We start from the raw sequence: 25,399 nt of genomic DNA, 5'->3' as shown, positions 1-25,399 counted from the left end.
AAGCCCCGTACTTTATCATCTGTTTACTAGCTTCAAGTTTATAGCTTATTTAAAGTTTGATTTGCATATTCAGTCATCGCTTTACCACCAGCTGCATTGAAGCTTTCTACCATTTTGTCGAAGTCATTAATTGAAGCTTTACCAGTAACAACGTTAGCTGCATATTCTTTGTAGATAGCAATTGCAGCATCCCAAGCGGCAGACTGTTCAGCAGGAATAACAAAAGCATTATCTTTAGTTGAATATGTTTGCACTAGTTCAAGTGACTCTAATGCTGCTGGAGATAGGAATGGTGTTTCAGGATTAAATGTTTGTTCTGGCTTGAAGTTCATCGTGTTGTCAATGAAGTGTGCATACCAAGCTGGGAATTTATCTGTCAATGTAATTTGGTTGTCAGTAATCGTATATTCATCACCTTCAACACCAAGTTGATCTAACATTAAGCCTTCAGGACTTGCCATATACTCTAGTAATGCAAATGCTGCATCTTTATTTTTAGATAATTTAGAGATTGCAAATCCACGATCCTCTTTACTTACATTGATTGGAACAAATCCTTGACCTACTCCTTTAGCTGGAACTAATGGCATTACTTCTACACCGTTTTGTTCCATCATTTTAGTATTATAAATGTTGATTACTTTACCTTGACGACCAGCTATCACAGCTGCATCGCCATCATAGAATGCTTGTTCCTTCGTATCCCATTTCTTCGTTAGATATTCTGGATCAAGTAAACCCTCTTGATATAGTTTTGCATAGAAGTCTAACTTATCTTTACCGTATTTAGATACAGCGCCATACACATAGCTACCACTATCATCTTTTACCCAAGTAGATGTCATACCAAATGCTTGTGCAAATAGTGGATCAATCTCATCTAAAGTTCCTGCTGTCGTATAGACATATTTAGCACCACTAACTTCTTTTAGCTCTTTGAAGAATGTAACGTAGTTATCAATTGTAGGATTCTCTAGTAATGTTTTTCCTGATGCCGTTTGATCGAACCAATCTTTACGTACAACAGAAACTGAAGTTGTTGTTGGAGCAGCATATACAAGGTATGGATACTCTTTCATTCTCTCTATATTGTATTCTGAAAGAGATGCTTTCAAATGTGTTGATTTCTTAATGTATGGCGTCAAATCTTCCAATATCCCTTGTGTAATTGCAAACTGATAGTCTCCACCTTGGAAATAAATCAAGTCTGGAATCGTACCACTTTGTAGTAACAAGCCAAGCTTTTCAGAATAGGTTCCACTTTGAACTGGAACAACTTCTATTTTCACTGGAGTACCTTGCGCTTTCATACCCTCTTCAATTTTCGTAATTAACTTAGCTGTGTTCGGATCGTCCAATGGGAAATCCTTGTTTACGAAAGTTAGCGTAACTGGCTCTTGATCAGCTGGTGTATTCGTTCCATTGTTAGTAGTTGCAGGAGTGTTTGAACCATTATTCGTACCATTGTTACCAGTTTTTCCGCCACAAGCTGTAACCAACATTGCGATCGCGACCATAAGGATTAGCATGATATTCATCTTTTTTCTGTTCATTTTGTATTTCCTCCCTTTTTGTAAAACGCATTTATTCTTTAACTCCGCCTTCCATTACTCCGCCAGTGTAATGCTTCAGAATAATAGGGTAGAGCATGAGAATCGGAACGATAGCAATTACTATTGTAGCCGCTTTCAATGCTGAAAAATCTAGTTGAGCAACACCCGAATTTTTGAGTAATTCTGCTGCTCCTACTAATGTCGAAGTATCTCGCTCTACAATGAATTGCCTTAACATAACTTGAAGGACCGTATTATCTTTACTTGAAAGAAAAATACTTGATTTGAAAAATTCATTCCATTTCACTACAGCATAGAACATACCGATAGTCATTAATGGTACTCGTGCTAGTGGAAGAACAATTCTCATAAAGAGCTTCATATGTCCTGCACCATCTATTTTTGCTGCCTCAATCAATGATTCTGGAATTTCTTCAATAAACCTCATCATGATAATAAGGTAATACACATTAACAAGTCGGTATACGACCATTGCCCATAAGTTATCTAGAAGTGCGATATCCTTCATAACCATATATTCTTGAATAATTCCTGGTTCAAATATCATAATTATGATTAGAAATACCATGATTGGAGTTTTTCCAACAAGATTTTTTCTAGTTAATACATAAGCTGTAACCGTCGTAAGAAAGATACTAGATACTGTCCCTACTATTGTTATGAATAAGGAATTGAATAGCGCTTGACTAACAATTGGATTTTGAAGTACGACCTGAAAATGAATAAGCGAAAAGCCTCTTGGTAGTATTTCATAACCTTGCAACAAGTGAACTCGATCTGGACTAGAAAAAGCCCGAGCGAACATATTCACAATAGGAACGAACATCGTTAATGTGAGTAGGGAAAGAATCACTCCTATAAACAACTTGGACAAGGTAATTTTGTTTCCTATCATATTCGGGCCTCCTTACCATGCGCCTTTTGAAGTCAATTTTTTGGAAATAAAATGAGTAGATAGTACGAGAATTACACCTATTACGCTCTTGAATAAACTAGCTGCTGTTGCAAATGAGTATTCAAAGTTCAATAAACCAATGCGGTACACATAAGTGTCGATAATATCTATCTTGCTGTTAACTGCATCATTGGTAAAGTTAAGTATCTGATCAAGTCCTGCATTCATTAGGAAACCTATATTCAAAATAAATATTGTGACCATTGGAATGTAAAGATGTGGGATTACAATTTTGGTAACAATATGCCAACGATTTGCTCCATCGACATAAGCTGCTTCGTACAGACTAGGACTTATTCCAATAATTGCTGCTAGAAATATGATTGAATCCCAGCCGATACTACGCCATGCTTCACTGAGCACCAAAATCCAACGTATCGCAGATTTATCTGTTAAGAAATCATGTGCCGGAAAACCAAATAATTGAATGATACCGTTTACAATTCCAGTTGAAGGAGACATAAATTCAAACCATATCCCTGCAATAACAACCCATGAAAGAAAGTGAGGCAGGTAGGATATGACTTGGATACTCTTCCGGAAACGTCCATTTCTAAATTCGTTGAGTAATAATGCAAAGATAACCGGAAGTGGGAATATGATAACTATTTTCATTGCACTGACAATTAAGGTGTTCATCAATACGTTTGTAAATACTGGTGTGTTAAACAATGCTGTAAAGTACTTCATTCCTACGAATACGTTGTCGCCTATGATGCGGTATTCATAAAATGCGAGCTTCATCCCAAAAATAGGCCAAATATGAAAAATGATAAAGTAAGCAAAAGCCGGAACGAGCATAATGTACAACATTTTGTCTTTCCACATTTGCATTAAACGAGAACTCATTGCTTCCCCTCCTATTCACTTAGAAGTCAAATTCCAAATCCATTAATGGAGCGTGTTGCTGTGCGCCATACACATCACGATCCAAGAAAGTTCCTGATGATACGCTGCGGGAGAAAGTAACTTTGAATCCAAGTGCCTGATCAAAAAACACAATATGTGTAATATTCTCTTCCGCAATGTTGTATAACTTTGCAATCAAAGACTTATTAATTATGTCTGATTGCTTTAAAGCATTGTAAATTTCCCGATCTGCAAACAAAGCATCTAATGTAATTTCGAATGGTCCACTGTTTTTACTACGTAATACTACCGCTGCTTCACTTAATTTCATTATTACACCTCTTCATAATCGCAATGGAACATTTCTAATCCATCCGATACTTCCATTAGGTGATACACTGAGAACTCATAAACAGGTCCAAACGGTATATCGCTTGGTGCGAACGGGAATGCTAGATTTCCTGCTGTAGATTTTCTTCCCTCATATCCATAATGCAAGAACGTTGAACGAACTGATCCACAGACCGCGTTTGCCAGTTCTTGCGACACAGCAATAACTTCAAACATTACACCTAATTCATGACCTGCATTCGGTGTTGGTTCTAATGCCCCCAATACACCATTCATTCCGTAATTCACAAAGTTAATCGCATAGTCTTCTCTTGGAATCTCAGTATAGTAATCGTAAACTTGCTGTTTTACTAATTCTTCAACTTCTTCAATTTTATTAATTAGCAATGGGTCTCTTATGCCCGCAATGACAAAAGTACGATAGGCTACTTGCATTGCACCTTCTAACTTAATTTTGTATACTGGCGTTTCTATCATTCTACTTCCACTAACCTCGACACTGTGATCTGGTAGTTCGGTAAATTTACAATGCTCAAGATTCAAAATATATCCAGGTCCATGCAATAAGTAAGGATGATCTTTTTCATAGAATGTATGAGCTGCTACAGAAATTGCTGTACATTTACGCGTATCATTAAGCGCTTTCAGAATGAAGGAGTCTTCTTTCAAAATTCCTAACATACTATCTTTTGTCGTACCTGGCTCTGCACATAGTGCCGCACATTCTAATATTTTCCCCATGTGATACGCAAGTGCTGCATCATACCCTTTGTGAATAGCAACCGCAGCGAACGGAGATGGATCATAAGCTCGACCGCAGATTATTATATCTGCACCTTCTTCTAAAGCAGCTACAATAGGCTCATGCCCCATTTGTGCAACTACACCATTCGTTGCTTCTAATCTCTCCTTCGTTAACGGTTTCACCGACAAGCCAAGTGGTAGACATTGTCCTTTGACCAACTTAGCTTCAATAACATCATTCGGAATATCTGCCCATATTGTCGCAATCTTCAGACTACTTAGATTTTGTTCTTGTAGAATTTCCATAATGATGGAGCGCGTCCATTCTACATGGACCTTCGCTCCACTTCCGCCCGCCGAACCGATTATAACTGGAATGCGTGCTGACGCTCCTGCAGTAAGCATAATCTCTAAATCTTTTTTACAAGCTTGTTTACTAACAATTGCTGAACCAGCTCCAAGTTTATGTGGTCCGCCGTCTGTAGATCCAGCATCTACTACAATGGCATCAGGTAACAATTCCATCCCTCTTTGAAAGGATGATTTCGGAAACCCATAACCAAGCATGCCACAAGGGGCAAGTATTTTTAATTCTCTTGTTGTCATCTGATCGCTTCCTCCTTATTGCAAGTACATTCTTATTGTTTCTTTGTCTGGAAGAGATGGTTGAGCTCCTTCTCTACTTACAGTAATACCTGCGGCTAGACTAGCAAATGCTATAGATTGTTCAAAATCTTTCCCTTCCGATAGAGCTACAGTTAGTGAACTTATGAACGAGTCACCTGCTCCCGTTGTATCTACTGCCTTAAAGCTAGCTGCTGGGAAATACTTTTTAGTGGTGGCATTCACTAGGAGGCAGCCCTTCTCACCAAGAGTAACAATTACATTCTGAAAACTTTTCTCCAATAGTTTTATTGCTTTTTCTTCGATCGATGCTTCACCTGGAATCATACGATCAAGCTCTGTCTCATTAGGGATAACAAGAAAACAGTTCTCAAACAACGAATAATTTATTTCTCTAGCAGGAGCCGGATTTAGTATGAGCTTTACATTTTTCTGTCTACATAATGTTGCTACATATTCGATCGTATTCATCGGAATTTCCATCTGCACGAGGCAATAAGATACTTTATCGAAGATCCATTCGAACTCTTGTACCTGCTCAATACTTAACCGAGAATTGGCTCCTGGATTTACAACGATGTTGTTATCACCGTTATCGGAAACATAGATGTAAGCATTACCTGTCGGTAACAGATCATCATGGATAACACCGCTAGCGTCTACACCATATTTGATCAAACTATGATATAGCTCTCGACCATATAGATCATTTCCTACACGACCGATCATGTACACTTTACCGTTCAGTTTCCCAGCCCCGACAGCTTGGTTAGCCCCTTTACCACCTGCAGCATGTTTAATGTCGTTAGCTAGAATGGTTTCCCCTACTTTCGGAATATGTGGAACTTTCATAATAATATCCATGTTAAGACTTCCTACAATGGCAATTTTTTCTTTATAGGAATAGTCAGGTCCTGAAGGCTTAGCTACGCTTTTTCTAATCATTAACTCTGGTCCATACACAATTCTACGATCTACTTCTTCTCCTCGAATTAGCTTAATTAATTGTGAACATGCATCATAGCCCACTTGGTACGTTGGATAGCGAATTGCGGTCAGACTAGGAAGAATAAGCTCACTTATATTAGAATCGCTCAACGCTACAACTGATAAATGAGCTGGTATTTTCAGTAATGCTTCGTTTATTGCCCCATATACACCAGAAGCAATCTCATCATTTGCCGCTACAATAGCTGTTACTCCTTTAGCTAGAAGTAACTTCGTCCCGTCAATACCTAACTGCCTATTCTCACATTGAGCGCCTTCGAATAGTAAACTTCTTTCAAAAGAAATATTATGATCGTATAATGCTTTCTTATAACCATCCAAGCGCCTTTCTGCTACTGGATCAGACAATGGTCCTGTAATAAAGCCAATAAGCTCATGCTGATGTTCTATTATGTATGTTGTTGCTTTATATGCACCGAGGAAGTGATCGAAATTCAACTGATGAAACTGCTCATCTAGTGCCTGTTGACTTACCACTACTACTGGAGTATCTTTTGAGGAAAACGCTTCTGCTTCTTGTTTCTCCATTCCGGATCCAGGAACAAGTATAATACCTTCTACGTTTCTTTCATGAGGAATTTTATCGTCTTTCTTGTCTTCAACTTCACTTGCATTGATGTGAGCAATAATTATGCTCATCTTCTCTTGATATGCGCATTCTTCCACACCTTTTGTAAAAGCTGTATAAAAGTCATTCGATATATGATTACCCATTACCAAGCCAATGGTTGAAGATTTTGCTGATATACGTTTCATCATCTTCTGGTATGGTACGTAATTATTATCGCTAATAATTTTATTAATCTTTTTCTTTGTTTCTTCGCCGATGTCTTGGTCTTTCTGATTCAAAATCTTAGAAACCGTTGCAATAGAAACGCCTGCAAGCTTAGCAATATCATTAATTGTTAAAGATTTAGAACCAGTTTTTCTTGCAGGTTTGTTCTTTGAAGTATCACTTTCCTTCAATGAAGTACCTCCTTCTTCAACGTTTCTACTTTTTACGAAAACATTTTAGTAAAGTGTTTTACTTTTTTACAATTTATCACAGGTTTTAATCACTGTCAATACTGTAAATGTAAGCGTAAACAATTTTATTAATGTCACCACTATTGAGAGCTTGTCCGGTTACAAAGGTTATATTATATGGTAAATTGATATAACACCCTAACTTATGGAAGCGGATATACCAGAAGATAGAACGGATGATATAAGTCATTTATTACGTATCAACGAATAAATCTAAGGGGATTAATCGGTGGTTGGAAATGTATATTACATTGTTTTTTCAATAGGTTTAATAATCGTCCTAAGTATTTTACTACTCTTAATAAAACTGATTAAAGCTAAACCCATAATGGTAGTTTCCCTCATTGTTTCTATTCCTACCTTCATCCTGTGTCAAACATACCTTTGGAATTTTACATTCAATAGTTATGTGAAGAGTTATCTTTTCCCCGTTGAAAGTTACAGTTGTGAATTTGAGGACGAACTAAAAGATTTTATTATTCTTCTGCCTAATCGAACAGTATCCCAAGCAAAAGAAGATGTTTGTTCACCTTTTTATATTTCTTATGTTAGTAAAAATGAATTTCAATCTTTCTATGAAATGGAGTTAACTAGACTAGAAACTTTAGGTCTTATTCAAAATTACTATTTCGTTGAGGAAGGGGTTCGTGGTCAAAAAGATAGAAGCGGATATTTTTTAGAGCTAGCCACTGGAGCAACCATCGTTGTTTCTCTTCGTAAATTTGATGATACCAGTATGTTAGCTATTACATATGTACAGGACAGATAATTTCGACTATCTATTACTTATAATCGGAGTATTAGTTATCGCTATATTTGTATTGTAATCTTTTAAAACAAATAGGGAACTTCATAATCTTTCATGAAGTTCCCTATTTGTTTTATCAAACAAGATATGAATTAGATAACTGACAATTGTCTAATTAAGCTAGTTTCACCATAGCTTCAAGTGCTGCTTTAATTTCGCGTTCAACAGCATCACTTACTACGTTTGTATGTGGGTCATAACCCTCAGCTAGATCGGAATCTGCATAACCATCAAGTGCTACAATTGCTCCAGCACGAATACCACGTAGAGAAGCAATAACGTACAAAGATGAGATTTCCATCTCTACTGCTAGTGCACCAGAAGCTTTGTATAACTTATGAGGTATTTCTACTGGACCATTGAAGAATACATCAAGGGTTACAGTAATACCCTTTTTAACAATACCACCTTGTTCTTGTGCAGAAGCAAATAGCGCATTAACAACTTCGCTATCTCCAATCGCAGGGAAACCATCTGGTACTAATTGTTTAGTTAGTCCATCTGTACGAATCGTACCAGTACTTACGATCAAACTTCCTGCAGGGTGATCAGCGGAGTAAGAACCTGCTGTACCTACACGAATAATCGTATGGACGCCACCTTTAATTAGTTCTTCGAAACATACTGCAGCACCAGGGCAACCTACACCATGACTTACTACAGCTAATTGTACCCCTTTATACGAACCAACAAATGTACGATACTCACGAGCATATGATAGTTCAACAGAGTCAGTTAGCATGTCTGCAATTTTCTTAGCGCGACGTGGATCTCCACATACGATAGCAAGACCTGGCAGTTGCTCTGAATTAACTTCAAGAATAGATAAAAACATTTAGTCAAACTCCTTCCCATGCCACTCATCTTCTGGCAGATCAAAACCATCTCCAGAGAAACGTTGTTCGGCAAATGGTTCTGCATAATTATGAAACCCATTTTGTTCCCAGAAACCTGGGTGATCTTCAACCATAAATTCAAATCCAGTAATCCATTTCACACTCTTCCAGAAATAGAGATGTGGAATGACCATACGCAATGGCCCACCATGCTTTTCAGTAAGTGGCTCACCATCAAAAGTATGAGCTAACAATATATTGTCACGCATCAAATCTTCTAAAGGAACATTCGCTGTATAATCATTTTCACCATGAATCATCACGTATTTTGCTTCGGATTTAACACCAAGTAGTTCTAAAAAATCTGTGAACTTAACACCAACCCAAGTTGTATCAAGTTTAGACCAACGTGTTACACAATGAATATCACAAGTGATCTCCGTTTGAGGTAATTTCATCAACTCATCAAAGCTAAAACTACGAATCGAGTTTACTTCGCCAAATGTTTTGATACTCCATGTGGACATATCATAATGCGGCACTTCACCCTCGTGAAGAATCGGAAAACGATCTGTAACTGTTTGCCCAGGAGGTACACGATGCTGAAGTTCCGGTGGAACTTTAGCAGCTAGTGGCGCCTTTACTTTTTTCAGACGTTCCGCTTTCTTATGCATATCGACGCCCTCCTTCAACTTTTCTGGTCATTCTAGTTCAACTTCTTCGTAAAGAAAATTAGTTAGGTAACTAAAACTCAAACGTTAGCGTGAGCTTCCGTTAGATTTTTTAGCTTCGTCTTTATAACCATTGTTTTTGAAGAAAATCATCGCAATGATGGTAACAACAAATGGAAGCATAGCTGAAAGATTAGATGGAATTGAGAAGTTTTGCAGTCGATAACTCAAAGCCTCCATAAAACCAAACAATACACTTGCTCCCGCTACACCAATCGGATTCGATTGACCTAACATCGTTGCTACAAGCGCAATAAATCCACGACCACTAGTCATACCTTCAGTAAACATCGTTACATTACCAAGTGACAATTGTGCACCAGCAAGTCCACAAAGTGCACCACAAATTAATACTGCAAGGTATTGAATTCTACGAACCGGTAAGCCAATACTACGAGCTGCCGTTGGATTCTCTCCAGCTGCAAGCAGACGAAAACCTGATACCGTTTTATATAAGTAAATTTGCAATAAAATCACGATAATAATGGATACATATACAAGTATAGATTGACCTGAAATAACATCGCCAATCCATGGGATATCCTTAATTAATGGAATATCAATCTTAGGTAGTCCTTGCATGTCTTTGTCGTAATATGCTCCCTTTACATTGAAAATAGCACGTAGAGCGAACGTAGTAAGTCCAGCAGCTAAGAAGTTAATAGCAATACCTACAACAATTACATTTGATTGTAAATTAATACTCATGTAGGCAAAGAGTAGCGCGAATAACAGTGAACAACCAATAGCGAATAAGATAGCCATTGTAATACTTCCTGTTAAGTAATTACCAAGAATAGCGGAAAATGCACCTACTAAGATTAGACCTTCCAAACCAACATTAAATAGTCCAACTCGTGCGCATATTGCTCCACCTAAAGCTGCAAGCAAAATCGGTGTAATCATACGTAAAGCTGCAGCGAATAAGGAAACATCAATTAGCTGATCCATCTTTCGCCCCCGCTTTCTTGCGTTTAATGAATGACATTGTAAATTTGGCTGTAATAAACAGAATTAATACAGCTTGGATAATACTTGACACTTCTAGCGGAACGTCGGTATTACGTTCCATACCCATACCACCAGTCTGCAGAGCAGCGAGGAAAATAGCTGCAATTGCTGTACCAATCGGATTTGAATTAGCTAGCAATGTCGCCATGATGCCAGTCCAAGCATAATTAGCTGAGACTAGTGAACCATCAAGATAACGGTATGAAGTACCTAGCACATCGGATGCACCAGCAAGACCAGCAAACGCACCACTGATCAGCATACTTACTACCATCAAACGACCACGATTAACGCCGCCATAGCTTGCAAATAGTGGATTCCCACCTAGCATACGAATTTCATATCCTTTTTTCGTATACTTAATGAATAAAAATAATCCAATTGTCGCAACGATTGCGATAATAAACCCAATATGCAAGGTCATACCTGAAAATAATTTCGGGAAAAATACTGATTTATCGATCATTTGCGTCTGCGACAGTGCCGAGTTAGTTGTACTATCTTTGAATGGATATGCAACCATATACCCTGCAAATAATGATGCGATATAATTAAGTAATAACGTTGTAATTAATAAGTTCATGCCAAACCTGGAGTCGAGCCAGCCTGCAAGGGCAGACCAAAGACCAGCTACTATCATAGCTGCCATAATTGCTGCGATCGCTTTAAACCAGCCAGGACCAGGTACGTAAAGTGCTGTAATTGCAGCAGTTAATGCTCCTAGGACCATCTGACCCTCTGAACCCATATTGAAAAATCCTGCTTTGAATGCCAATGATGCACCTAGACCAACCAAAATAATTGGAGTAGCACGAGCTAAAGTACTCGTAAAGAAATAAAAATTACCGAATGCGCCATTCCACATTTCGCGGTATGTATCCACAATATTCCCATCTACGATTACAATTGCGATTGCACCAACTAATAGACCTGCAACTATTGCAATGAAAGGCTGTAATAGGGACTGTAAACTACTTTTTATCTTATCCAACAGCTTTCCCTCCCGCCATTAGTAGACTAATTTGCTCTTCAGTAGCTACAGCAGCATCTAATTCACCAGCAATTTTACCTTCATACATAACTAAAATACGATCTGAAAGCTTCATAATTTCTGTTAATTCGCTTGATACAAGCAAAATTCCAGCTTTTTCATCACGACGTTTCAATAACTCTCCGTGAATAATCTCCATTGCACCAACATCTACGCCTCGAGTTGGCTCAGCTGCAATTAGAAAAGCTGTTTGTTTTGCAAGCTCACGTGCAACAATTAGCTTTTGCAAATTACCACCTGATAAATATTGAGCTTTAGTGCTCAATGACCCTGTTTTTATTCCAAATCTTTGAACCCATTCAGATACAAGATCACGAATTAATTTACCTTGAAGAACTCCGTATTTACTCGTTGAATCCAAATGACCCATTATTCCATTATCTGAAACGGTTGCATCTTTGGACACACCCCAAAGGTATCGATCCTCAGGAATGTGCGCAAGTCCACTTTCACGAATTTGCTTAACGGAAGCACCGGTTACATTCATACCTTGAATTGTGATAGTTCCTTGACTATAAGGCATTAATCCAGAAATTGCTTGCAGTAGCTCTGACTGTCCATTTCCAGATATTCCAGCAATACCTACGATCTCACCTTCACGCACGTTAAAATTAATATTGTCTAATAACGGCTTAGTTTTATTACCTTTAATAGAAAGTGATTGTACATTAATGACTGGATCTCCATATTCAAGTTTTCGACGTTCAAGCTTTACAAGATCACGTCCAACCATCATTTTGGATAACTCTTCTTCATTAGTATCAGCAGCATTCACCGTGCCAGTAATATGGCCGTCTCGGAGTACTGTAATTCGATCAGCTACTTCCATGATTTCACTGAGTTTATGACTTATAATAATAAAACTTTTACCGCTAGCAGCAAGTTTTTTTATCGAAATTAATAACTCTTTTACTTCTATAGGTGTTAAAACACCTGTTGGTTCATCAAGAATAATAATTTCAGCACCTTGATACAATACTTTCAATATTTCTACTCGTTGTTGCATTCCAAGTGAACAATCTGCAACCTTGTGCTTAGGATTAACTGGCATTCCGTATTGCTCAGATAATTTCAGTGTTTCTTCAATTGCTGTTTTACGATCAAACTTCACACCTTTTGTTGGTTCACGACCAATAACGATGTTCTCTGCAATCGTAAATGCCGAGAACAACATAAAATGCTGATGGACCATTCCGATATTATGCCCGATAGCGTCTGTCGGATTATGGAACTCTACTGCTTTCCCATCAATTCTAATCTCACCACTTGTCGGACGCTCCATGCCATACAAAATACGCATCAACGTCGTCTTACCTGCACCATTTTCACCTATAAGCGCATGAACTTCACCTTTGCGCAAATTAAAATTAACATTATGATTAGCAGTTACAGAGCCATATGACTTTGTTATACTGTCCATCTCAAGCAGCATACAGAAGCTCCTTTCAAACAATTAAGCCGGCTGCAGTTACTGCAGCCGGCAAACTACTTATAAAAAATTATTATTTTGTAATAGAAGTGTCGATTGAACCGTCTTTGATACCTTCAGCAATTTCTTTTAATTGCGCGATATCTTCATCAGTAAGCTTTTCACTACGCGGAGATTCACTATCAGTTGTTACAAAAGTAAGACCTACGCCGCCTTCAGTTAAACCATAGAATGTAGTTCCAAACTCGAATTTATCTTCAACGAAAAGCTTAACTGTATCATAAGTAACAGTATCTACTTCTTTCAGTTGAGATAGAATTACGTGCTCAGGATCGATTACAGTACGGTCAACGTCTTGACCTGAAGCATAGAAACCTTTTTCTTTTGCAGCTTCAAAAATACCGAAGTCACCAACTGCAGCTAAACCAGCGATAAAGTCAGCACCTTGAGCGTTTTGTTGAAGTGCAAGCTCTTTAGATTTTGCAGAATCCACATAGCTACCTACATAGGAAGTTAGAACTTTCGCGTCAGGATTTGTGTATGCAAGACCTTTAGCAAAACCAATTGTATACTTGTCCATTTGCGCGCCTTCAACAGCAACAACGTTACCAACAACGTTAGATTCTGTTACAAGACCTGCAGCAGCTCCAAGAAGGAATGATGCTTGGTTTTCAATAAAAGCAGCACTTCTTACATTAGGTACATCTTCAATTACGTGGTCTATAATTGCAATTGGAAGATCTGGGTTTTCAGCTGCGATTTTTCTAAGTGCATCTTCAGCTTGATAAGTAGCAGTAATAATCATGTCATATCCATCCGCGACAGCAGCACGGAAGTTTTGTTCAAATGCATTAGCATCTGAAGATTCCATAGTCTTAATAGTAACTCCGAAGTCTTCACCAGCTTTTTTGAAACCTTTATCCATTAGTTCAAAGAATGGGTTAACACCAATTTGTTCAGGAAGAACTAGAGCAATTTTAACATCTTTTTTGCCATTCGCTGTTCCCTCTGAGGTAGTACCGTTGTTAGTACCGTTTGACCCTTGATTTGCATTGTTACCACATGCAGCCAACAATCCGATAACTAGAATCATTGACAATAGTAATGAAAGTCTCTTTTTCACTGTGTGTTTCTCTCCTCATCCTTAGAAATTCGACAAAATACTACTTCATCTTACACAATTACAGCATTAATTTAAGTATTAATTAATAAATGTCACAAAAATGACAAATAAAATAGCGATTACATTACCAAAATATAACAGAAACAGTCGTAATACAGCTAATTGCAACTATTTACTTAGAAATTTGTGCGAAATGAACTATTTTCATTCTTTTTCAATCGCATTAAAAGTTACCATATTTTGTTTCATTTTGTCGAATAAATACATCCCATTCTCCATTTCATCACTAGTAAGTCCTGCAAATAAATGAATCATCAGATTTTTCCTCACCGCTTTAATTTGCTCAACATGCATTTCTCCTAATTCTGATAATTTCAATAATACAACACGTCGATCGTTAGTATCTTTCTCTCTAGTAACAAATCCCAATTCAAGTAAGCGATCAGATAAACCTGTTACCGCTCCACATGTTATATAAAGCTTGTCTGCAATATGTGATGCTTTCGTTGGACCATTTTCTGAAAGATGAGTCATCATTCTAGCATGTGTAATCCCTAGGCCAGATATACTATATTTTCCCCAGTATGTATTAATGATGCTTCTAATTTCACGGAAAGATTCATCCAACTTATTCATTAGCTCTTTATTATTTTCAAAATGTTTATCCATTTCGATCCCCTTTTCGAAATCATATTTATGTGTGTTGATGCAAAGGCTAGTAATCCATTATGAATTTCACTTCACATCTTAGTATACCAAAATATACGTAAATTGCGGGCAATTCGGTTCATAATACAGTCATTACTTTGTAGCCAAGTACTATTGAGTATGCTAAAATTACGAATATGAGCATTTAGCATAATAATAACATTCAACTATTTCATTATAGTGTATACGTACAAGGAGGATCTTTCACATGGCAAAAACAAGAATGCGTTCTGATATGATTAAAAAAGGTTTTGACCGTGCACCACATCGTAGCTTACTACGTGCAGCTGGAGTTAAGGAAGAAGATTTTGACAAACCATTTATAGCGGTATGTAACTCTTATATTGATATTGTTCCGGGCCATGTTCATCTTCAGGAATTTGGTAAATTAGTTAAAGAAGCTATCCGTGAAGCTGGCGGCGTTCCTTTCGAATTTAACACAATTGGTGTAGATGATGGTATCGCAATGGGCCATATCGGTATGCGTTATTCACTTGCTAGCCGTGAAATTATCGCTGACTCCGTAGAGACAGTTGTAAATGCTCACTGGTTCGATGGTATGATTTGTATTCCTAACTGTGATAAAATCACACCTGGTATGATCCTAGGTGCACTTCGCGTAAACATTCCAACGATGTTAGTAAGCGGCGGACCGATGAAAGCTGGTAGAACATCAGACGGTCGTGCGATCTCACTTACAAGCGTATTTGAGGGCGTTGGTGCTCACCAATCTGGTATCATCAATGATGAGCAACTTTATGAGTTAGAAGCATATGGTTGTCCTACATGTGGTTCATGTTCAGGTATGTTTACAGCTAACTCAATGAACTGTTTAGCTGAAGGTCTTGGACTTGCACTTCCAGGTAATGGTACAATTTTAGCTGTTGCTCCAGAGCGTAAAGAATTCGTTAAACAAGCCGCTCGTCAATTAATGGAACTTATTAAAATGGACCGTAAACCTCGTGATATCGTTACAAAAGCAGCAATTGACAATGCTTTTGCGCTTGATATGGCAATGGGTGGTTCTACAAATACAGTACTTCATACACTTGCTATCGCACATGAAGCAGGTATTGAATATTCAATCGAAGAAATCAATGAAATTGCTGAACGTGTTCCTCACTTAGCAAAAATCGCTCCAGCATCTGATTATCATATTGAAGATGTACACAATGCTGGTGGTGTTAGTGCAATCATTCATGAGTTATTGAAAAAAGAAGGAGCATTCAACGGAGATACTTTATCTGTATCAGGTAAAACGATTCGTGAAAACGTTGAAGGCTGTGAAATTCTAGATACAGATGTTATTCACACAATCGACAACCCACATACTGCTCGTGGTGGACTAGCTATCCTATTCGGTAACATTGCTCCTAATGGTTCAGTTATTAAAACTGGTGCAGTTGACAAATCAGTAGGTGGTTATCATAAAGGTCCTGCTATTTGCTTTAACTCACAAGATGAGTGTCTTGAAGCTCTAGCTCAAGGTAAAATTAAAGAAGGCCATGTTGTAGTTATCCGTTACGAAGGACCTCGTGGTGGTCCAGGCATGCCTGAAATGCTAGCTCCTACATCTGCTATTGTTGGTATGGGTCTTGGCGCTAAGGTTGCTCTAATTACTGATGGTCGCTTCTCTGGTGCTTCTCGTGGTATTTCTATCGGTCACGTTTCTCCGGAAGCTGCTGATGGCGGCCCAATCGCATTCGTTAACGATGGTGATGAAATCGAAATCGATATGAATAATCGTACGATGAATCTACTAATAAGCGATGAAGAGTTTGAAGCTCGTAAAGCTGCATGGCCTGGATTCGAATTAAAAATCAAACGTGGCTACCTTGCTCGTTACGCACACCTAGTTACAAGCGCTAATACTGGTGCAGTAATGAAAATGTAGTTTTACCATAATAAGAACCTCAAAAAGCTGCTGATCTTCATCGATCAGCAGCTTTTTTTGCATGCTTAAGTTACTATTTATGAGATGAAAATAAAGTGCTCGATTCCCCTGTCTTATTGGCTAACCTCTATCGTTAAGTTAACAACTTTTCTAGAATAATGCACTAACTTTAATTAGATAGATCTTTTAGGAACCAAGCGTCGGTGGCATTATGCTCTGAACCATTTAGTGGTCTATCAAGTTGTTGAAAACCTAATTTGATGTAAAGAAGATTTGCTGTTTGAAGTTTCTTCAATGTTTCTAAGTAACAGTGTGTATAATGTTCCTTGGCGAATTCGAGTGCTACTTTCATAAGATCTTTCGCTAGCCCCTTACCTTGAGCTTCGGGTGTAATGTATAACTTTTGTAACTCGCAAATTCCTCTTTCCTGCCCCAACGATGTAATCCCCACCCCGCCTACCACTTCATTTTGTTTATTCACTGCAACCCAATACTTTGAATTTAATTGTTCCTTATAATATTGTGCCAGACTGCCCAGTTGAGGGTCATAATATGCTGTCCCTGGAATATTTAGGTTAAATGATTCTAATGAGCTTTTAATGATTCGCTCTATTATTTGATTGTCTTTTTATTCAATTTCACGAATTTGCATTATTTCATCCCCCAAATATCTAAATATTTAATTTATTAACTCTATAATTATTCGCCAAATAATTCAACCCAGCATATTTAACTATCCTGCAATTTAGTTAAGGTAACAAAAAAACGGCAGTCGAATATCCGACTGCCGTTAATCGCAATATATTGCTGGGATAACTTTCTTCCGATTAACAACTTCCCTTGAAATTGTTTTATACTTCACCGCTGCCTTTTTCTTCTAATCAAAACGATGAAAAGTAACAAAAGGAAAACAACGATAGCTATTATGAGCGCCGGAAAAACATAAGCCGTCTGTTGTTTAAATTGCTCCGCCTCCATTGTTGATCCAGGTAATATGGATTTGAAACCTGAATCCTTCATCGCATCTTCCCTAGCATTGTCCCAAGGTCCGGTTCGCCCACACAAATTCATGCGAAGCTTTCCTTCCTGAACGCTTCCAAATACCAAATACTCTTTATCTTTAATAAAAGGGTCCCAACCATTATCATAAATCTCAAGCCTCGAGGTCGTTACGCCTTTCCAAGCCTCATCGATCTGGAACACAGTAAGTCCGTTCTTTTTAATTGCGACCGCTTTTCCTTTAAAAACAACGGTACTAACGTCCATCTCCTCATTAACGGGGCGCGGTGGTGCACAGGATAAGGCGTCAACTTGCGGTGCCGTCCATAAAATAAATGTAACTAAAATGAGTAGGATCACGGTAAAATTTTTATTCAAATAATCCCTCCGCTCTTATTACTAAATTTTCTGACGGTTTCCAGAGTAAGAATGTTGCGGAGAAATAAGTTATCCTTCATTTCCTACCTCTTGGCTTAATGAAAATAGAGTCTATTATCTCAACAATCTATAGGAGTGTTTTTTATATGCGATAAACGAAACGGTATCCGTATCAAGAGAATCTCTGTAACAAAAGTGAATATCCCGATGAAAAACAGCATGATTACCCAGCTTTTTTCCAAATTAAACAGAAATGGATAAAAGATAAGTTGTAAAGAAAAAACAGACATGTAGAGTTTCCTTCTGCTAACAATGGCATTCAGCAACTCCGGTGATGCAATCGGTTTTGCCACCGTATACAGTCCTCTAAAAATCAGATAGGCGAGTAGAGCATGTAGTAGCGACGTTCCTTGCACGTAAGCATGCATGCCAAACGGCACGATGGTTAACTGGTTGATGTCAATGCTTGTTTTAATTATGAGCTGCGGTAAAGATAAGAAGAGGAGAACAGCTGCCAGCAAGCTTGCCTGTTTGAAGCCAACATTTTCGCATCCGATTTTCCCTAATGCAATAAGAATCATAATATATCCGATCATATCCGGAAAAACGTCGAAGTATCCGAAATGAACATCAACGAGTGGAAACACAAGACCCCAGCCGAGCCTCCTTAATGCAGTTCGCATGGAAGGGTTCAATAAAGCTCACCTCCGGAGCGTACCAGTCGTTTGATTTGCTTCTCATTGAGATAAAGATTGAAATTGGTAGGAATACGATCGTATATCATTCTTCCATCCTCTGTCTCCAAGGAAAGCAAAATATACGTTTTATACACCTCGAAAGCTGCCGGGATATTATCCGTCATAGACCATTTATATTTGAACGTAAGCGGGTCCCCGGTGGTTAGCCGTAAAGGCAGCTGTGGAATGGATTTTTCCAGACCTTCCATTGTCAGTTCGAACATAGTACTTAGTCTGTCCTTGAAACTGTAATCAACTTTTACTAAGGTAACGGGCTGCTTGACGGTTACGCTGTATTGTCCAGTACCGTCTGAAGAGGCACTACTTGATGACGTTTCCAGTATATTCTCTCTTTGATCCCAAAAAACATTAATTTCCCCGATCGGGACCTTTTCTGAAAGACCTTCGCTATAATATACCGTGGCTTCTTTGATCGTAACCGGTACCTTCTCCATTTGCTGGCCTTCCTCTACATTCCATTCGCCATAAGCTTTACCGAGCACTTGATGTCTGTAAGAAATCGGATTAGGATCGATTTGAAAGCGGAGCATCGGAAGCTCCTCCAGCTGAATCCCCGTTACCTTCTTGCCTTTCATTTTGTTCTCCAGATAGGTCAATTGAATCCAATCGTTTTCATTGCCGTTTAATATCATATAATGCTTCAAAAAGATCGGTTTCTCCAGCTGCATGGAATGGTAATACCAAACATTGCCGCCCCAGCTTCCCATAATCAACAGTACAACAATTGTCCATAGGTATTTACCGCCCAGCCTCACCTTTGGGTTTGTATGCAATGCTTCCCCTCCTTATTAATCCAGCTCACCACTTTTCTAGATGCAGATTATAATTGGACCACGTTGAAATACGGAAGAGTCTCTTCTTATTTACTGAGCAATAGTGTCCAGTTTGCTAAACGTTTCAACCTAATAAAGGAATAATTAGTAACATAATAATGGCACAAAAAATCAAACTAAAAGAAATAGACTTCGAAAGTTTTCTTTGTTCTTTCCCTTTATACCAACCCGAGAACTGTAATTTGTTTCTATATAAAACAAAAAGTAAAAAGTAAATTGCAATCCATCTTAGCCATGAGGACTCATTTTTGTTTATGTTAATTCCCAATGTAGAGTAAATATAATTTAATAAGGCACTTAATAAACCACCAAAGATTAACAAAATACAAATAATTCGTAATATCTCTAAAATAATTCTCATTGTAGTAACTCTCGTCTCCCGTTAGCTAATACAGAACTCATTGAATCTCGATAATCTTTTCATATGCAAACCCAAGATAACGATAATTAATTCTAATCTTTTGTATACTTTCATCGTGTTTTATTGTAATTGCGTAAATTGGATCTTTTTCTGAAGCAGTTCCATTACTTAGTTTATCAAAATGTTCCTGTCGTCCAGTATTCGCTGGAATCGATACTGAATTCAGATCTTGAAAATTATATTTTTTTTCTTCATCACCTTCGAAATTGCTCGATACGATAAAACCAGTAAACGAATCACTAACCTGAATCTTAACACTTAAAGGTTGACTATTGTTATTAACAAAAACATCTTCAACCATAATATCAGCAAATCGACCTTTATTTCCTACCCCCACTAGAATTACGTCTTTATCATACGTTGAAGCAAAATATGCAGCATCCAACGGTGAATTATTTTTAATGAAAATAATCCCAATGACTAAAGTAACAATTGCTACTAATAATATCGAAAGTAATACTTTTATTGAAAACCTCATATCATCCACCTCCAATACCAATTTTAACATACTAATTTAAAATTGAGAAATTTTGGTAGTTTATTCCGACACAATATTCATTACACTTTCTTTATTTCAGCGAATACTAAAAAGAGGTAGCGAATTATTCGCTACCTCTTTTTCATTCTATAAATACTTAGTTCGATGTTACTACATCTTGCTTCGTTGTAATGATTTCTTGTTGTTTTACCAAAGTGTACCCATGATCCAGTGGAATATATTGCTGAAGACGCTCAAGCGTCATCAGTAATATTCTAGGTTCTTCTTGAACGTGCTCCCGAACTTGACGATTCGCCGTCACAGATTGAGTTGGCGTTAATACTTTCATTAACCACTTCAAATAAATCCTCGTACTAGATAGAAATAATCCTTTTGGCATATCATGAATGGAGAAACCTAATTTTTCGGCACCGCGATTAATCATCGTAATACCTTGAATTGCTTTAATCGGTATATGCTTTGCTTCATCCGTAATTTGCATTGCTAACGCAGGTAACGAGCGTTCAATTTCACGAATCGTCTTAACAGCAACGACTAATGGATTTTTGGATGCAAATGCAATTTCTGATAATTTCTTATTATCAAAATGAAGTTCCACGATTCGATCACCCGGTGAAAGAGTGTCGCCATTATTCATAGGTAGTGGTTTACCTTTATATTTGATCAAACGATAATGGAACATTGATTCATTACTTGAATGGATATCTTTCATTCTCATCACTTGGTGGAATATTTTCTCCCAAGTTAACCATAAGGAAACCATCACTCGTTTACCTAAAGATAAATTTTTCTTATTATTATGTTCTGTCACTTTGATCATATTTTCTATGTTTATCATTTTTATTTCTCTTAATTTTGCTTCTTCGAGAAATACTTCTAAAGCTATAAGCATTTTACTCGGTGCATCTACATCTGCGCCAAAAGTTCTGCCACAATCATGTAGTAATAATACTTCACCAGGATTGAGCTTCTTCATTAATCGCAATTCCAATATTTTTGCATTAATTTTTTTATTCCAATCACCAAATAGTGATGACCATAAAATAATATTAAGGCGCGATACATTACCGTAGTCAAATAGATTAACGATTCCCCACGGCGGTCGGTAGTAGATTGAACGTTGTCCAGTTACCTCTTCAATAATATCATTCGTCATGGCAATATGTTTCCGAACCGTCTTAGGTCCCATAAACCAATTCGTTTTATGTTCGTAATTATGAACACCTATCGTGTGACCTTCATCTCTCATCCTTCTCAATAGATCGGGATTTTGCTTTGCATGTACCCCTACGACAAAGAAGGTCGCTTTTGCGTCATATCTTAGCAATAAGTCTAGTAACTGTTCAGTATAGATAGGATCAGGTCCATCATCAAATGTTAGTGCAATCTCATGATTTGCTTTTCCCTTTTTAAATACTTGATATCCAAATACTCTACTTAAAATCCCAGGAATAAATGCGTAGAAGGTCATGAAATAAAATCCTAAAGTTAATATAGTCTCCATGATTGTCTTCCTCACTAAAATAATGATATAGTCAATATATAATACATAATAAGTACCAGCACACTAACTTTTATTGTATCATAATTGTATTGATTTCTCACTAGCAAGATCAGTAAGAAAATTTGTAAAGCATACATAATTTACTTGCTATATTAAGTTTCGAGAGGATGATTACTACTTGTTATCTTTCTACAAAAAATATTGGAGAACGGTTTTTGATATTGCCCTTATCGTTGTTACAGTCCTTCTTATCATGTGGTTATTTAGTATTGTGTACAATATTGCGAAACCAATTTTCTACTCCTTTGTTATTTTTATTTGTATTGAACCGCTCGCGAAACGTTTACACAAACTAGGTTTGAAAAAGAGTTTAGCGTCTGCCATTTCAGCGGTCCTATTCGTTCTTGTTGTTCTTGGATTAATTGGCGCACTCATTATTATTGCAACCATTCAAGGTATTGAATTAGTAAATTTACTCCCTCAATATCAAGAACAGTTCACTGCTGAGGTTAATAAGTGGCTACACTATTTCCAATTGAAGATGAATCAATTACCAGTCGACTTCAGTTTAACTGACCAACTAACAGATACATTAGCGCAAGCTTCTACAACAATACAAGGTTGGTTAGTAAATGGATTTACTTTTGTTATCGGTTCGATCACTTCGTTCACATCATTCGTAGTAAATGCAGCAATCGGTCTAATCTTAGCTTACTTCTTAAGTATTGAAATTGTGGATTGGAAAAAATTAGCTACTAATAAGACGCCTAATACATTCAAAACTGCCTTTTTCTTTTTAAGAGATAACGTATTAAAAGGGATTTGGATCTACATTAAGGCGCAAAGTAAATTAATAAGCATTACCTTTGTTGTTATCCTTATATCTTTATTATTATTAGGTGTTAAACATGCTTTCGTTATTTCATTAGTTGCAGCCATATTTGACGTATTACCTTTACTTGGTGTAAGTACAATCTTCATTCCATGGATTACATATTTGTTTGTAGTTGGTGATTATGACTTAGCTATTTGGATTACAGTATTATGGCTTGTAGTCGTACTTGCTAGACAAATGCTTGAACCGAAAATTACTGGTGATTCCTTAGGCGTTTCAGCATATACAATGTTAGCATTCATGATGATATCCTTATCATTATTTGGTGTAGCTGGATTAATTCTATCACCAATTCTACTTATTCTTATTAAAGCACTAATAGACCAGGGATACTTTGCAAAATGGATTAGAAAACCGATTGGGGAGTATGACAAACCAGATCTAAGCGTTGAAAAAGCAGAAGAAGATTAAATCGTATTGTAACTAAACATAGAGGCAGTATCAAAAGTCATCGCTAACAATGATCTTTGATACTGCCTCTTCTTTATATCTTCTTCATCTACTCTTTCACTGCTGTTTGTGCTCTGCTACTATATCCATAATCCCTCTGAATATTTGGGTAGCTTGATTTCTCTTTCCGCTTGTTTGCTCTTGTACGAGTACCGAGAGTGCGTATTGGGGCTTCTCTGTCGGTCCATATCCAATAAACCATTGATCATTGTGTCCTGTTTGTTTACCGCTTAATTGTGCCGTACCAGACTTACCAGCTACATGCCATCTACCTTCATTAATGGATTTACCTGTTCCTTGCTGAACAACTAATTGCATATATTTTAAGATTTTTCCTGCTGTAGCTGGATGAATATTAAATTTATTCTCATGACCAAGATGTACCGGCAACTGTGCTAATACTTGACCATCAGCATAATTTATTTGAGATACAATTCTATTCTCATACTGTCTTCCACGATTAAGTAAAGTCACAACCATATTGGCTGCTTGCAGCGGTGTTAGATGAACATCACGTTGACCAATACTTGATTGTGCAATAACCCCTCCATCCTTCGTGTTCAAATCATGGAATACAAGACCATTCTCTTCCTCTGCTAATAATCGAATAGGCGATGTAATTGGTGCTTTCGCTTCATCTTGATGCCATCCTACTTTTTGAACTACACCAAGTGCATTCGCTATTTCATACAATTGATTTGCTGTAAGACGCTCTGATAATGTTGCAAATACAACATTACATGAGTTAGCGAAAGCTTCTTCCAATGTTTGATCGCCATGTCCGCCTTCTTTCCAGCACGATAGACCATATCTACCATATTCACCATTGCAATAAAAATGTTCGTCTTCTTCTACGACCCCATACTCCAACGCTGCTGCTGCCGTCACAATTTTATATATTGATCCTGGTGTATAGGCAGTAAGTGCGTGGTTTCTAAGCACACTGTCGTTTCCTTCGCTTAATTGCCCAGGTAATAATTGAGGCCTAGATACCATGGCTTTCACATCACCATTGGTAACATCTAATAATACGATGGCGCCTTCTATTACCTTCTGCTCATCTAAGTATCGTTCTATCTTATTTTGAAGATCAAGATCAATTGTAGTAATAATGGTAAGTGGATAATAGGGATTACTCGATTCGATTCGTCTCATGCCTATACCTGATAACAAATCATACCTTCCATCTAATGTGTATGATAGATAAGATGGTCCTAGTCCATGTAGGTATCGATCAAGAGAATATTCTAAACCTAATATTCCTACTTTACTGTTCCTACTCCAATTATTTAGCTGTTTTATCTCAGAGCTATAAACTTTATCTGTCCATTCAGGATACTCAGCAACGGCCCCAATAAAATGCTTCTGCTCATATTGCTCTGGATAACGATCACGATATGAGACAACTTCCAGACCATATAAATGTAACGCTTGTATGTCATGGACTTGTTGCTCGGTTAGTCTGATCGGTACTTTGGACTTATCTTCTAAGAAAGCAGCACTGTCTAATACTCGTACAAAATCTTGAAGTTGTTCTGGAGATTTATCCAAAATTGTAGCAAGTTTATTAAAACGTACCCCGTCAATTTCTTTCCATGCATGAACCGGAAAAAAAGCAACCGTATCATATTTTTCACTTGTAATCGCAAATCCATGTTCATCTACAAAATGACCTCTACCATCATCGACCATCAATTTCTTCATTCGTTGGTTAACCGCACCTTGCCGCCAATCATAGTACTTATATTTACTCCCATGTTGCTGAAATATTGTTGTTGTCGGAATTATTTGTAAGTAGATCAGTCGACATGTATATAGAAACATAACACTGGTAAATACGATTGCTATCCAGATAGCTCTTCGCTGCATTGTTGTCTCTCCAAATTCATCATATTACTTTCTAGTATGACTACTTCCTAAGTAAAATAAACGAGATCAGC

23 protein-coding genes are annotated in these 25,399 nt (G+C 37.5%); 3 read left to right on the top strand and 20 right to left on the bottom strand.

What is annotated here, in order from left to right; translation table 11 throughout:
* Positions 1-38 precede the first annotated feature (38 nt).
* From NAG76_14170 to rbsK, 6 genes are read right to left on the bottom strand one after another with little or no spacing between them, the layout of a single operon-like run.
* Positions 39-1,553 (bottom strand): extracellular solute-binding protein, encoded by a 1,515-nt coding sequence (locus NAG76_14170; protein URN92985.1) that lies wholly within the window; start codon positions 1,551-1,553, stop codon positions 39-41.
* A gap of 31 nt (positions 1,554-1,584) precedes the next feature.
* Positions 1,585-2,469, bottom strand: coding sequence for a carbohydrate ABC transporter permease (locus tag NAG76_14165; GenBank protein URN92984.1), 885 nt, complete (start codon positions 2,467-2,469; stop codon positions 1,585-1,587).
* Between the two features lie 12 nt (positions 2,470-2,481).
* Positions 2,482-3,378, bottom strand: coding sequence for an ABC transporter permease subunit (locus NAG76_14160; GenBank protein ID URN92983.1), 897 nt, complete (start codon positions 3,376-3,378; stop codon positions 2,482-2,484).
* A 19-nt stretch (positions 3,379-3,397) separates the two neighbouring features.
* Complete coding sequence (locus NAG76_14155; GenBank protein URN96845.1) at positions 3,398-3,712, bottom strand: DUF4387 domain-containing protein; 315 nt, start codon at positions 3,710-3,712, stop codon at positions 3,398-3,400.
* Positions 3,712-5,079 carry a DUF1446 domain-containing protein gene (locus tag NAG76_14150; GenBank protein ID URN92982.1) on the bottom strand — a complete coding sequence of 456 codons (1,368 nt, stop codon included), beginning with the start codon at positions 5,077-5,079 and terminating at the stop codon, positions 3,712-3,714. Before NAG76_14150 ends, NAG76_14155 begins: the two co-directional genes overlap by 1 nt.
* A 15-nt stretch (positions 5,080-5,094) precedes the next feature.
* Positions 5,095-7,071, bottom strand: coding sequence for a ribokinase (rbsK, locus tag NAG76_14145; GenBank protein URN92981.1), 1,977 nt, complete (start codon positions 7,069-7,071; stop codon positions 5,095-5,097).
* Between the two features lie 289 nt (positions 7,072-7,360).
* On the opposite strand from rbsK, the gene NAG76_14140 reads away from it, so the two are divergent.
* Complete coding sequence (locus tag NAG76_14140; protein ID URN92980.1) at positions 7,361-7,900, top strand: hypothetical protein; 540 nt, start codon at positions 7,361-7,363, stop codon at positions 7,898-7,900.
* A 154-nt stretch (positions 7,901-8,054) separates the two neighbouring features.
* Here the strand turns inward: NAG76_14140 and NAG76_14135 are convergent, their stop codons facing one another.
* The 7 genes from NAG76_14135 to NAG76_14105 form a co-directional block, all read right to left on the bottom strand.
* A complete protein-coding gene (locus NAG76_14135) occupies positions 8,055-8,774 on the bottom strand; it encodes a nucleoside phosphorylase (GenBank protein ID URN92979.1) in 720 nt (239 codons plus the stop codon).
* Positions 8,775-9,449, bottom strand: a complete 675-nt coding sequence (locus NAG76_14130; GenBank protein URN92978.1) for a sulfite oxidase-like oxidoreductase — start codon at positions 9,447-9,449, stop codon at positions 8,775-8,777.
* 84 nt (positions 9,450-9,533) lie between these two features.
* Positions 9,534-10,457, bottom strand: a complete 924-nt coding sequence (locus NAG76_14125; protein ID URN92977.1) for an ABC transporter permease — start codon at positions 10,455-10,457, stop codon at positions 9,534-9,536.
* A complete protein-coding gene (locus NAG76_14120) occupies positions 10,441-11,508 on the bottom strand; it encodes an ABC transporter permease (protein URN92976.1) in 1,068 nt (355 codons plus the stop codon). Before NAG76_14120 ends, NAG76_14125 begins: the two co-directional genes overlap by 17 nt.
* Entirely contained in the window at positions 11,501-13,000 is a 1,500-nt protein-coding gene (locus NAG76_14115; protein URN92975.1) for an ABC transporter ATP-binding protein, read from the bottom strand. Before NAG76_14115 ends, NAG76_14120 begins: the two co-directional genes overlap by 8 nt.
* A gap of 70 nt (positions 13,001-13,070) precedes the next feature.
* Positions 13,071-14,120 carry a BMP family protein gene (locus NAG76_14110; GenBank protein ID URN92974.1) on the bottom strand — a complete coding sequence of 350 codons (1,050 nt, stop codon included), beginning with the start codon at positions 14,118-14,120 and terminating at the stop codon, positions 13,071-13,073.
* 204 nt (positions 14,121-14,324) lie between these two features.
* Complete coding sequence (locus NAG76_14105; GenBank protein URN92973.1) at positions 14,325-14,789, bottom strand: MarR family transcriptional regulator; 465 nt, start codon at positions 14,787-14,789, stop codon at positions 14,325-14,327.
* A gap of 247 nt (positions 14,790-15,036) precedes the next feature.
* Here NAG76_14105 and ilvD point away from each other — a divergent pair, with 247 nt between their 5' ends.
* Positions 15,037-16,722 carry a dihydroxy-acid dehydratase gene (ilvD, locus tag NAG76_14100; protein ID URN92972.1) on the top strand — a complete coding sequence of 562 codons (1,686 nt, stop codon included), beginning with the start codon at positions 15,037-15,039 and terminating at the stop codon, positions 16,720-16,722.
* Positions 16,723-16,891: 169 nt separating this feature from the next.
* Here ilvD and NAG76_14095 read toward each other — a convergent pair whose 3' ends face one another.
* The 6 genes from NAG76_14095 to NAG76_14070 all read right to left on the bottom strand — a co-directional run bounded on the left by NAG76_14095 (position 16,892) and on the right by NAG76_14070 (position 22,114).
* The gene (locus tag NAG76_14095) at positions 16,892-17,338 is read right to left on the bottom strand and encodes a GNAT family N-acetyltransferase (protein ID URN96844.1); all 447 of its coding nucleotides are present in this window, start codon (positions 17,336-17,338) and stop codon (positions 16,892-16,894) included.
* A gap of 242 nt (positions 17,339-17,580) precedes the next feature.
* Positions 17,581-18,099, bottom strand: coding sequence for a hypothetical protein (locus tag NAG76_14090; protein URN92971.1), 519 nt, complete (start codon positions 18,097-18,099; stop codon positions 17,581-17,583).
* 119 nt (positions 18,100-18,218) lie between these two features.
* The gene (locus tag NAG76_14085; GenBank protein ID URN92970.1) at positions 18,219-18,794 is read right to left on the bottom strand and encodes a hypothetical protein; all 576 of its coding nucleotides are present in this window, start codon (positions 18,792-18,794) and stop codon (positions 18,219-18,221) included.
* The gene (locus NAG76_14080; GenBank protein URN92969.1) at positions 18,791-19,630 is read right to left on the bottom strand and encodes a hypothetical protein; all 840 of its coding nucleotides are present in this window, start codon (positions 19,628-19,630) and stop codon (positions 18,791-18,793) included. Before NAG76_14080 ends, NAG76_14085 begins: the two co-directional genes overlap by 4 nt.
* A 458-nt stretch (positions 19,631-20,088) precedes the next feature.
* Positions 20,089-20,589 carry a hypothetical protein gene (locus NAG76_14075; GenBank protein URN92968.1) on the bottom strand — a complete coding sequence of 167 codons (501 nt, stop codon included), beginning with the start codon at positions 20,587-20,589 and terminating at the stop codon, positions 20,089-20,091.
* 157 nt (positions 20,590-20,746) lie between these two features.
* Positions 20,747-22,114 carry a polysaccharide deacetylase family protein gene (locus NAG76_14070; protein URN92967.1) on the bottom strand — a complete coding sequence of 456 codons (1,368 nt, stop codon included), beginning with the start codon at positions 22,112-22,114 and terminating at the stop codon, positions 20,747-20,749.
* 178 nt (positions 22,115-22,292) lie between these two features.
* Here NAG76_14070 and ytvI point away from each other — a divergent pair, with 178 nt between their 5' ends.
* A complete protein-coding gene (gene ytvI / locus NAG76_14065) occupies positions 22,293-23,420 on the top strand; it encodes a sporulation integral membrane protein YtvI (protein URN92966.1) in 1,128 nt (375 codons plus the stop codon).
* Positions 23,421-23,516: 96 nt separating this feature from the next.
* Here ytvI and NAG76_14060 read toward each other — a convergent pair whose 3' ends face one another.
* Positions 23,517-25,328 carry a penicillin-binding transpeptidase domain-containing protein gene (locus NAG76_14060; GenBank protein URN92965.1) on the bottom strand — a complete coding sequence of 604 codons (1,812 nt, stop codon included), beginning with the start codon at positions 25,326-25,328 and terminating at the stop codon, positions 23,517-23,519.
* Between the last annotated feature and the right edge of the window lie 71 nt (positions 25,329-25,399).

This window comes from Candidatus Pristimantibacillus lignocellulolyticus (genome assembly GCA_023639215.1).
GTDB classification, from domain to species: domain Bacteria; phylum Bacillota; class Bacilli; order Paenibacillales; family Paenibacillaceae; genus Pristimantibacillus; species Pristimantibacillus lignocellulolyticus.
This window is presented reverse-complemented; position numbering and strand designations above follow the sequence as displayed.

Bases quoted from the DNA above. Each gene is read 5' to 3' on its own strand.
- NAG76_14160 (URN92983.1), bottom strand. From the start codon at position 3,378: ATGAGTTCTCGTTTAATGCAAATGTGGAAAGACAAAATGTTGTACATT.
- NAG76_14125 (URN92977.1), bottom strand. From the start codon at position 10,457: ATGGATCAGCTAATTGATGTTTCCTTATTCGCTGCAGCTTTACGTATG.
- NAG76_14105 (URN92973.1), bottom strand. From the start codon at position 14,789: ATGGATAAACATTTTGAAAATAATAAAGAGCTAATGAATAAGTTGGAT.
- NAG76_14115 (URN92975.1), bottom strand. From the start codon at position 13,000: ATGCTGCTTGAGATGGACAGTATAACAAAGTCATATGGCTCTGTAACT.
- NAG76_14150 (URN92982.1), bottom strand. From the start codon at position 5,079: ATGACAACAAGAGAATTAAAAATACTTGCCCCTTGTGGCATGCTTGGT.
- ilvD (URN92972.1), top strand. From the start codon at position 15,037: ATGGCAAAAACAAGAATGCGTTCTGATATGATTAAAAAAGGTTTTGAC.
- NAG76_14130 (URN92978.1), bottom strand. From the start codon at position 9,449: ATGCATAAGAAAGCGGAACGTCTGAAAAAAGTAAAGGCGCCACTAGCT.
- NAG76_14170 (URN92985.1), bottom strand. From the start codon at position 1,553: ATGAACAGAAAAAAGATGAATATCATGCTAATCCTTATGGTCGCGATC.
- NAG76_14135 (URN92979.1), bottom strand. From the start codon at position 8,774: ATGTTTTTATCTATTCTTGAAGTTAATTCAGAGCAACTGCCAGGTCTT.
- NAG76_14060 (URN92965.1), bottom strand. From the start codon at position 25,328: ATGCAGCGAAGAGCTATCTGGATAGCAATCGTATTTACCAGTGTTATG.
- NAG76_14075 (URN92968.1), bottom strand. From the start codon at position 20,589: ATGAGGTTTTCAATAAAAGTATTACTTTCGATATTATTAGTAGCAATT.
- NAG76_14165 (URN92984.1), bottom strand. From the start codon at position 2,469: ATGATAGGAAACAAAATTACCTTGTCCAAGTTGTTTATAGGAGTGATT.
- NAG76_14070 (URN92967.1), bottom strand. From the start codon at position 22,114: ATGGAGACTATATTAACTTTAGGATTTTATTTCATGACCTTCTACGCA.